Origin of the sequence: Sphaerisporangium corydalis, assembly GCF_025506355.1 — a bacterium.
Classification (GTDB): Bacteria; Actinomycetota; Actinomycetes; order Streptosporangiales; family Streptosporangiaceae; genus Sphaerisporangium; species Sphaerisporangium corydalis.
Window position 1 is genome coordinate 1 of record NZ_JANZYP010000118.1, and the last position, 9,646, is coordinate 9,646.

Annotated in this window: 7 protein-coding genes; 5 read left to right on the plus strand and 2 right to left on the minus strand. The window is 68.3% G+C overall.

Annotated features, from left to right (window positions below; genetic code table 11):
- Positions 1–947 (plus strand): ricin-type beta-trefoil lectin domain protein (locus tag NYZ98_RS40600; protein WP_262850782.1); only part of this gene is annotated, 947 nt, incomplete at its 5' end.
- Between the two features lie 447 nt (positions 948–1,394).
- Complete coding sequence (locus NYZ98_RS40605) at positions 1,395–3,068, plus strand: cellulose binding domain-containing protein (protein WP_316249661.1); 1,674 nt, start codon at positions 1,395–1,397, stop codon at positions 3,066–3,068.
- Between the two features lie 7 nt (positions 3,069–3,075).
- Here NYZ98_RS40605 and NYZ98_RS40615 read toward each other — a convergent pair whose 3' ends face one another.
- Positions 3,076–4,065 (minus strand): LacI family DNA-binding transcriptional regulator, encoded by a 990-nt coding sequence (locus NYZ98_RS40615; RefSeq protein WP_262850795.1) that lies wholly within the window; start codon positions 4,063–4,065, stop codon positions 3,076–3,078.
- Positions 4,066–4,351: 286 nt separating this feature from the next.
- On the minus strand, positions 4,352–5,131 hold the full coding sequence (locus NYZ98_RS40620) for a FadR/GntR family transcriptional regulator (RefSeq protein WP_262850784.1): 780 nt from the start codon (positions 5,129–5,131) through the stop codon (positions 4,352–4,354).
- A gap of 960 nt (positions 5,132–6,091) precedes the next feature.
- Here NYZ98_RS40620 and NYZ98_RS40625 point away from each other — a divergent pair.
- The 3 genes from NYZ98_RS40625 to NYZ98_RS40635 all read left to right on the plus strand — a co-directional run.
- Positions 6,092–6,244 (plus strand): hypothetical protein, encoded by a 153-nt coding sequence (locus NYZ98_RS40625; protein WP_262850786.1) that lies wholly within the window; start codon positions 6,092–6,094, stop codon positions 6,242–6,244.
- Positions 6,241–8,292: a family 43 glycosylhydrolase gene (locus tag NYZ98_RS40630; RefSeq protein WP_262850788.1), complete on the plus strand. Its 2,052-nt coding sequence runs from the start codon at positions 6,241–6,243 to the stop codon at positions 8,290–8,292. Before NYZ98_RS40625 ends, NYZ98_RS40630 begins: the two co-directional genes overlap by 4 nt.
- Positions 8,293–8,400: 108 nt before the next feature.
- Positions 8,401–9,646, plus strand: a 1,246-nt coding sequence (locus NYZ98_RS40635; protein WP_262850791.1) for a non-reducing end alpha-L-arabinofuranosidase family hydrolase, incomplete at its 3' end; no start/stop codon positions are given.

Below are 9,646 nucleotides of genomic sequence, written 5' to 3' on the forward strand. Positions count from 1 at the left end.
GCTCCAACCTGCAATCCACCGGCAACGACTGGATCGAGGTCGCCTTCCGCACCGCACGAGCCGCCGACCCCGCCGCCAAACTCTGCTACAACGACTACAACATCGACAACTGGACCTGGGCCAAAACCCAGGGCGTGTACAACATGGTCCGCGACTTCAAACAGCGCGGCGTGCCGATCGACTGCGTCGGCCTGCAGTCCCACTTCAACAGCGGCAGCCCCTACAACAGCAACTACCGCACCACCATCTCCAGCTTCGCCGCCCTCGGCGTCGACGTCCAGATCACCGAACTCGACATCCAAGGCGCCTCCGCCCAGACCTACGCCGCCGTCACCAACGACTGCCTCGCCGTCCCCCGCTGCAACGGCCTCACAACCTGGGGCGTCCGCGACCAGGACTCCTGGCGCTCAGGCGACACCCCACTCCTGTTCAGCGGCAACAACAAAAAGCCCGCATACGACGCGGTCCTGAACGCCCTCAACAACGCCGGCCCCAACCCCACCGTCACCCCCACCGTCACCCCGACCGTGACGCCCACCGTGACCCCGACGGTGACCCCCACACCGGGCGGCACGTTCCGGCTGCGCAACAACGGAGCCGGACGCTGCGTCGACTCACCCAACAGCGCCACAGCCAACGGCACCCTGCTGCAGATCTACGACTGCCACACCAACCCCAACCAGCAGTTCACCGCCACCTCGGGCAACCAGTTGCAGACCCTCGGCAAGTGCCTGGACTCCCCGACCAACGCCGGCTCGGGCACCCGGGTGCAACTGTGGGACTGCCACGGCAACTCCAACCAGCAGTGGAGCCGCAACTCCAACGGCACCATCACCAACGGAGCCGACAACCTGTGCCTCAACGTCACCGGCACCGGCAACACCTCCAGCGTGACCGTCGCCACCTGCAACGGCCAGAGCACCCAGAGCTGGACCTGGAACCAGTAGCCCCGCCCCGGCACCCGGCCTGACGCAGGCCCTCACACCCACCCCGAGCGGGTGAAGAGGTGTGGGGGCCTGGTCATGGTCACAGGTATCCGCGGCGGACACAGGGCCATCGCGTGGACAGAACGATCGGCCCGTTCTCAGCGACGGTTCGGCCGGCGGCGGGCCGTGGGCCGCCGGGCGGAATCGATTCGACGCCGCTCGAATTCCCGGCCTGAAAGCTTCACGGCCCGGCGGGGCGTTCACGCAGTTCACCCGCTCGCCCGCCCGGCTCGTGGTTGACCCCCTGGCGAGGGAGGAACAACACTCCGCTGGGATGTCACCTCCCCGCACGACCACCTGAGCGGCCCGCATCCCCATCACCGTGGCCTGCCGGCCCCTACGGATTGTTAGCGCTAACACCAGCGGGGAGGACACCGCCGAAGCGCACCCACAGCCAAAGGACGAGGCATGACGCAAGATCACAACAAGCCCGTGAGCCGGAAACTGCTGAGCCGGAGGAACATCCTGGTGACAATGGGGGCCCTGCCGGTCCTCACGGCCACCACGGCGGTCATCGGCGCCCCGGGGGCCGCGGCCGCCGCGGCGGTCATCGACCCGTCGGCGCGACGTCAGACGATCCGAGGCTTCGGCGGCATGACCTTCGCGTCCTGGATCGGCGATCTCACGGCCGCCCAGCGGGAGACGGCGTTCGGCACCGGTGAGGGACGGCTGGGGTTCTCCGTGCTGAGGATCCCCGTCCCCGAGAACCAGGCGGACTGGGGCCGTGACGTCGCGACGGCGAAGCGCGCGATCGAGCTCGGGGCGACCGTCATCGCCTCGCCGTGGAACCCGCCCGCCGCCATGGTCGAGACCTTCGTCCGCGGCAGCCAGACCAACGCGAAACGCCTGCGGTACAGCATGTACGGCGCCTACGCCCAGCACCTGAACGACTTCACCACCTACATGCGGAACAACGGGGTGAACCTGTACGGCATCTCGGTGCAGAACGAACCCGATTACGCGCAGACGTGGACGTGGTGGACCCCCGCCGAGATCGTCCGGTTCCTGCGGGAGAACGCCGGCTCGATCGGGACCAGGGTCATCGCGCCCGAGTCCTTCCAGTACCTGAAGAACATCTCGGACCCGATCCTCAACGACTCCACGGCGCTCGCCAACGTGGACATCATCGGGGCCCACCTCTACGGCACGTCGTTCGCGAACTTCCCCTATCCCCTGTTCAAGCAGAAGGGCGCGGGCAAGGAACTGTGGATGACCGAGGTCTACTACCCCAACAGCACCGACTCGGCGGACCTGTGGCCCCAGGCCCTCGACGTGGGGGAGCACATCCACCACGCCATGGTGGACGCCGAGTTCCAGGCGTACATCTGGTGGTACATCCGGCGCAGCTACGGCCCCATGCGGGAGGACGGTCAGCTCAGCAAGCGCGGCGCCGTCATGGCGCAGTTCGCCAGGTTCGTCCGCCCCGGACATGTGCGGGTCGACGCGACGGCGAACCCCGCCTCGAACGTCTACGTCTCGGCGTACCGGAGCGGTGACTCCGTCGTCGTCGTCGCCGTCAACAAGGGGACCTCCGCGGTGAGCCAGCAGTTCACCCTGTCGAACAGCACCGCGTCCGGCAGCGTCTCCTCCTGGGTGACCGACGCGAGCAGGAACGTCGCGCCGCAGGGGGCGATCGGCATGTCGAACGGCTCCATCACCGTCACGCTTCCCGCCCGAAGCGTGACGACCTTCCTGACCGGGGTGGGCGGCGGCCCGTCGCCCACCCCCTCACCCAGCCCGACACCCAGTGGCGGCACCGGGACGGGGCCGGTCCAGGTCGGCTACACGATCAACGCCTGGAACAACGGCTTCACGGCCGCCATCGGCATCACCAACACCGGGACCTCGACGATCAACGGCTGGGTCCTGGACTTCACCCTGCCATCCGGCCAGTCCATCACCTCGGGCTGGAACGCCACCTACACGCCCTCCAGCGGCCAGGTGAGCGCCCGCAACGTCGCCTTCAACGGCACGCTCGCCCCCGGGGCCACCGTCGACATCGGCTTCCAGGCCACCCACACCGGCGACACCGCCGAACCGGCCGCCTTCACCCTCAACGGCACCCCTTGCACCGTGGTCTGACCGGCGGCTAGCGCGCCGGCGACGTGCTGGCTCGGAGAACGAGACGGGGAGGTACGACGTGCCGCTCGGGCGCGTACGGCCCCTCCGTCTCGATCCGCCGCACGAGCACGTCGATGCTGCGCCTGCCCACGGCCCCGAAGTCCTGCCTGATGGTGGTGAGAGGAGGGGAGAAGAACTCCGACTCCGGAATGTCGTCGAATCCCACGATGCTGATCTGGCCGGGGACCCTCACTCCTTGCTCGCTGAAGGCGCGCAGCACACCCAGGGCCATCTGGTCGTTGGCCACGAACACGGCGGTGACCTCGCCGACCATCGCGGCCAGCCGCTGGCCGGCACGGTAGCCGGAGCGCGGGCTCCAGTCGCCGGGCAGGAGTTCGGGAGCCGCTCGACCGGCGGCGGTCAACGCCTCGGACCAGCCCTGTACGCGGCCTCCGGCCTCCAGCCAGCCGGCCGGGCCGCTGACGTGCCAGACCGTCTCGTGCCCGAGGTCCAGCAGGTGCCGGGTCGCCATGTAGGCGCCCCGCACCTGGTCGACGCTGACCGCGGGCACATCGCCCGCCTGGCCGCCCTCGACGACCACGACCGGCATGCTCGTGGCCATGTCCCGCAGCGCCTCGGCCGTCAGGCGCTGCGGGGCGACCACGACGATGCCGTTCACGCCCTGTCCGGTCAGGTGCTCGATCCCGTCGAGCACCCCCGCCATGTCGATGGTCCGCAGACTCACGATGCTGATGAGGTAACCGGCGTCCCTGGCGGCCTGCTCGATGCCGTAGACCGTGCTCGCCGGGCCGTACAGCGTCGTCTCGAAGCTGACGACGCCCAGCCTGCGGGAGTTCCTGGTGACCAGGGCGCGTGCGACGAGGTTGCGCCGGTAACCCAGCAGGTCGATCGCCCGCAGAACCTGGGCCCGGGTCGCCGCGCTGACCTTGGCGTGTTCGTTGACCACCCGGGAGACCGTCTGTTGCGATACGCCTGCCATCTTCGCCACGTCCGCCATGACGGGCGGGCGGCGCTTCGGGCCAGGTCCCACCTGGCGCTCCTCTCCTGCGATCTGGATGACGGTGAGCGTTGACCGCGTGGTGCGCCGGGAACGGACCCGGCCCCGCATCCGGTCCGCAGGGGGAGGATCACGTCAGGCGACCGGGCCGGAGCCCCGGCTCAGCGGGATCCGGCGGACTTGTACGAATCGATTCGACTATAAGTCGTTCTCCGGTCGCCTGCGAGAACCTGCGGGCCATCTCCCACATGCGGCCGGCGCCGCACGGCCCGCGCCGGCCCGGTCGTCAGGGGAACGGCGTCTCCTCTCCCCCGGGCTCCGTCCAGAGCCCGCCGGAGAGACCGGCCGATGCCCGGTCGCCGCCGGCCTCGCCTGAGGAGCCCTCGACGTTTTCGAGCACCAGGCGAAGCCACGTCTCGGTAGTGCCGACGTGCACCAGCGCCGCCGCTTGGGCGAGCGTCGCGTCACCGGCGGCCAGGGCGGCGTAGATCGCCTCGTGCTCGGCGATGGTCTTGTGCGAGCTGCCGGCCTCGACCGTGCCGCGCCACACCCGCATCCGCAGGGTGCGGCCGGAGATTCCGTCGAGCAGGGTGGACAGCGTCTCGTTGCCGGTCGCCCGTACCACGGCACGGTGGAAGGCGGCGTCATGGTGGTTCAGCTTCTCCACGTCGTCGCTGGCCGCGCACATCGCGGCCAGGTGCTCGCCGACCTCGGCGAGCTGTCCGGCGGAGATCCGGGACGCGGCCAGCGCGGTCGCCGCGGGTTCCAGCATCCGCCGCACCTGAACGATCTCCAGCAGGGTGTCGTCGCGCAGCAGCTCGACGGCCAGCCCCAGCCCTTCCAGCAGCAGACGCGGTTCCAGGCTGGTCACGTAGGTGCCGTCGCCCCGCCGTACGTCGAGCACCCGGGCCACGACCAGCGCCTTGACCGCCTCGCGCAACGGGTTGCGGGAGACGCCGAGCTGCGCGGCGAGCTGGTGCTCGGGAGGGAGCCGCGCCCCGGGGGGAAGCTCGCCGGACTGGACGAGCGCCCGGATGCGGGAGATCGCCTCGTCGGTCAGGGACATGGACGCGGGCTCCGGTCCTGGAGTCGCTCGATCGGTACGCAGGCCACGGCGGGACCATAACAGACGTCCCATGTTCACGGGAGGCCCAGATCTGCCGCAGGACGAGCAGGGGCTGCTCACGCGCGACGGGCCCCGCGATCGCCCGGCTACGACGCCATTTTCACGGTATCTCGCCGATGGGACTGGACACATCGCGCCGGGAGGATTACAAAGACATCCCATGTCCACATGGTGAAGTCCTCTTCACCTCCCGGAAACATCCACTGGAGGGCGCCCTTCGCGCGCACGCGTCGGCTGCGGCGGATGCGAGTGTTTGCGTTAACATCATCGCGATCAACGCGAGATCAGTGGCGGGGCGGCGCCGATCGGTCACTCGCCGGACGCTCTCGCAAGATCCAAAGAGGGTTTCGGCTCCCCCTAAATGCCGCCATGTTTCGTGGCCGACAAGCCCGGCATCCGGCTCGGCCCGCTTTCACCAAGGCGGTTCTCCGGACCGGGCCGATCGCCGTGGCGGCCGTCGCGTGGCGCCCGTCCCGATCGGCGGCCGGTGACGGGAGTTCCCTGGCCGGGGCCATATCGGGAGCGTATCGGGGGTGCCGCACCTTCCTGGTCATGACCTCCCGGCCGCCACGAACGCTCTCTCCCAAGCGGCGGACCGGTCGTGATCCCGACGAGTGCCGGAAACCCGCCGGAAGGGGAGCCGCCATGCCGGACAGCCAGTTCGCGAGCATCCGCCGGATTCGGTCTGAGGTTTACGTCCGCCAAGAAGCCATTGTGAAACTTTCAGGTGCGCGAGCGCCGTCAGGTGATCTCCACACCGGCGAATGTCCAGGCTGGGAAGCGTACTCACGGCGATGCCCAGGTCAGCGCGGGCCGCGGCTCGTTGACGCCGATCGGCCATTCGGATGTACTCCGCGACATCACCCTCGGGAGCATGCCATGGAGATCCGGAACCCTCGAATGTTAGCGATAACAACCTCGCGCGACCACTGCCGCCGGGCCCGGTGGGCCCGCGGCGGCCAGGTCCTCGGACCGGCCCGCACCGCTCATGGCGGGCCGGTCGTGCTCGCCGACGACAACGGCTCGAACAACGATCTCTGGAGGTTCCTGTGAGACGTGTGCTCGCGGTTCTCTCGTCGCTGCTCCTCGTGGTCGTGTTCCTCGCGACCCAGTCCGCGAACGCGGCGTCGGTCGACACCAACGCCTGGTACGTGCTGGTCAACCGGACCAGCGGCAAGGCCCTGGACGTCTACAACCTGTCGACGGCCGACGGCGGACGCATCACCCAATGGGCCCGCAACAACGGCAACCAGCAACAATGGCAGTTCGTCGACTCAGGCGGCGGCTACTACCGGGTCAAGTCCCGCCACTCCGGCAAGGTCCTGGACGTCGCCAACTTCTCCACCGCCAACGGCGGGGCCGTCGTCCAATGGGCCGACCTCAACGGCACCAACCAGCAGTTCCGCCTCGCCGACTCCGACAGCGGCTACATCCGCCTGATCAACCGCAACAGCAACAAGGCCGTCGAAGTCCAGGGCGCCTCCACCGCCGACGGGGCCAACATCGTCCAGTACGACGACTGGGGCGGCGCCAACCAGCAGTGGCAACTCGTCCAGGTCGGCACCGGACCCACCCCGACCCCCACCCCCACTCCGACCTCGGGTGGCGTCTACACCAACCCCGTGGTCTGGCAGGACTTCGCCGACGGCGACATCATCCGGGTCGGCGACACCTACTACTACTCGGCCTCCACGATGCACTACTCACCCGGCGCGCCGATCCTGCGCTCCTACAACCTGGTCGACTGGGAGTACGCCGGGCACTCGGTGCCCAGGCTCGACTTCGGTTCGGGCGCCTACGACCTCAACGGCGGCCGGGCCTACGTGAAGGGCATCTGGGCCTCGACGCTCAACCACCGGCAGAGCAACGACACGTACTACTGGATCGGCTGCGTCGAGTTCAACCGCACCTACGTCTACACCGCCTCCGCCGTGGACGGGGCCTGGACCAAGCGCTCGCAGATCAACAACTGCTACTACGACGCCGGCCTGCTCATCGACGACGACGACACCATGTACGTCGCCTACGGCAACAGCACGATCAGCGTCGCCCAGCTCTCGGCCGACGGGCTCAGCCAGGTGCGTGCCCAGCAGGTGTTCCAGACGCCCTCCAGCGTCGGCACCCTCGAAGGCTCCCGCTTCTACAAGCGCGGCGGCTACTACTACATCTGGCTGACCCGCCCGGCCAACGGCCAGTACGTGCTCCGCTCCACCAGCCCGTTCGGCCCGTACGAGATGCGCCAGGTCCTGCTGAACATGCCCGGCCCGATCTCCGGCGGCGGCGTGCCGCACCAGGGCGGACTGGTCCAGACGCAGAACGGCTCCTGGTACTACATGTCGTTCGTCGACGCCTACCCCGGCGGCCGGGTCCCGGCGCTGGCGCCGATCACCTGGACCGGCGACGGTTGGCCCACCATCCAGACGGTCAACGGCGGCTGGGGCGTCAACTACGCCCGGCCGGACATCCAGACCTCCAAGACCGTGCGGTCGATGATCGGCCCGGACACGTTCACGTCGGGCGTTCTCGATCCCCGGTGGGAGTGGAACCACAACCCCGACACCAGCCGGTTCTCCACCGGCGACGGCCTGCGCCTGCAGACCGCGACCGTCACGAGCGACCTCTACAACGCCCGCAACACCCTGACCCACCGCATCCAGGGCCCGTCGTCGACGGCGACGATCGAGCTCGACTACTCGGCGATGGCCAACGGTGACCGGTCGGGGCTGGCGATGCTCCGGGACCAGTCAGCGTGGATCGGGGTCAAACGCGACAACGGCGTCAACCGGGTGGTGATGACCAACGGCCTGACCATGAACAGCAGCTGGGCCACCACGGGCACCGGCAGCGAGGCGGCGAGCGCGAGCATCTCGGGCGGCCGGCTCTGGTTGCGGGTGAACGCCGACATCCGGCCGGGTTCTGGCAGGCAGGCCCGGTTCTCCTACAGCACCGACGGCGTGAACTTCACCGGGCTCGGACCGGCTTTCACGTTGAACAACGCCTGGCAGTTCTTCATGGGGTACCGCTTCGGGATCTTCAACTACGCCACCCAGTCGCTGGGCGGAGCGGTGACGGTGCGCCGGTTCGACCTCACCACCCCATGAAACCCACGGGCATCGCATGACGACCATCCCGGTCGCGCAGCGGGCCGACCTCGACGGGACCGACCAGCAGGGGCACCCCATCCGCATCTGAAGAAATCGGAGCACATCGTGAAAATCAGGTTCTTGGCCGTCATCGCCGCGGCGGCCACCTTATTGGTGGGCCTCATCGTGGCCACCCAGTCCGCGAACGCGGCGTCGGTCGACACCAACGCCTGGTACGTCCTGGTCAACCGGACCAGCGGCAAGGCCCTGGACGTCTACAACCTGTCGACGGCCGACGGCGGACGCATCACCCAGTGGGCCCGCAACAACGGCAACCAGCAACAATGGCAGTTCGTCGACTCAGGCAGCGGCTACTACAGGGTCAAATCCCGCCACTCCGGCAAGGTCCTGGACGTCGCCAACTTCTCCACCGCCAACGGCGGGGCCGTCGTCCAATGGGCCGACCTCAACGGCACCAACCAGCAGTTCCGCCTCGCCGACTCCGACAGCGGCTACATCCGCCTGATCAACCGCAACAGCAACAAGGTCGTCGAGGTGCAGGGCGCCTCCACCGCCGACGGGGCCAACATCGTCCAGTACGACGACTGGGGCGGCGCCAACCAGCAGTGGCAACTCGTCCAGGTCGGCTCCGGTTCCACGCCCACGCCGACTCCGACGCCGACCGGTACGTGCGCTCTTCCCTCAAGTTACCGGTGGAGCTCGACCGGCCCGCTCGCCACCCCCAAGTCCGGGTGGGTCTCACTCAAGGACTTCACCACCGTCCCCTACAACGGCCGCCAACTGGTCTACGCCACCACCCACGACACCGGCACCCGATGGGGCTCAATGAACTTCACCCCCTTCACCACCTGGCCCGACATGGCCAACGCCACCCAGAACACCATGAACTCCGCCACCGTCGCCCCCACCCTGTTCTACTTCGCCCCCAAAAACACCTGGGTCCTCACCTACCAATGGGGCGCCACCGCCTTCTCCTACCGCACCACCACCGACCCCACCAACCCCAACGGCTGGTCGGCACAACAAACCCTGTTCTCCGGAACCATCACCGGATCCGGAACCGGACCCATCGACCAAACCGTCATCGGTGACAGCACCACCATGTACCTGTTCTTCGCCGGCGACAACGGCAAGATCTACCGCGCCACCATGCCCATCGGGAACTTCCCCGGCAACTTCGGCACCACCTCAACCGTCATCATGAGCGACTCGACCAACAACCTGTTCGAAGCCGTCCAGGTCTACAAACTTCAAAACCAGAACCGCTACCTCATGCTGGTGGAAGCCATCGGCTCCCAAGGCCGCTACTTCCGCTCCTTCACCGCCACCACCCTCAACGGCACCTGGACCC

Excerpts from the sequence above, each read along its gene's own strand:
- NYZ98_RS40625 (WP_262850786.1), top strand. The coding sequence starts at position 6,092 with ATGTTAGCGATAACAACCTCGCGCGACCACTGCCGCCGGGCCCGGTGG.
- NYZ98_RS40620 (WP_262850784.1), bottom strand. The coding sequence starts at position 5,131 with ATGTCCCTGACCGACGAGGCGATCTCCCGCATCCGGGCGCTCGTCCAG.
- NYZ98_RS40615 (WP_262850795.1), bottom strand. The coding sequence starts at position 4,065 with ATGGCGGACGTGGCGAAGATGGCAGGCGTATCGCAACAGACGGTCTCC.
- NYZ98_RS40605 (WP_316249661.1), top strand. The coding sequence starts at position 1,395 with ATGACGCAAGATCACAACAAGCCCGTGAGCCGGAAACTGCTGAGCCGG.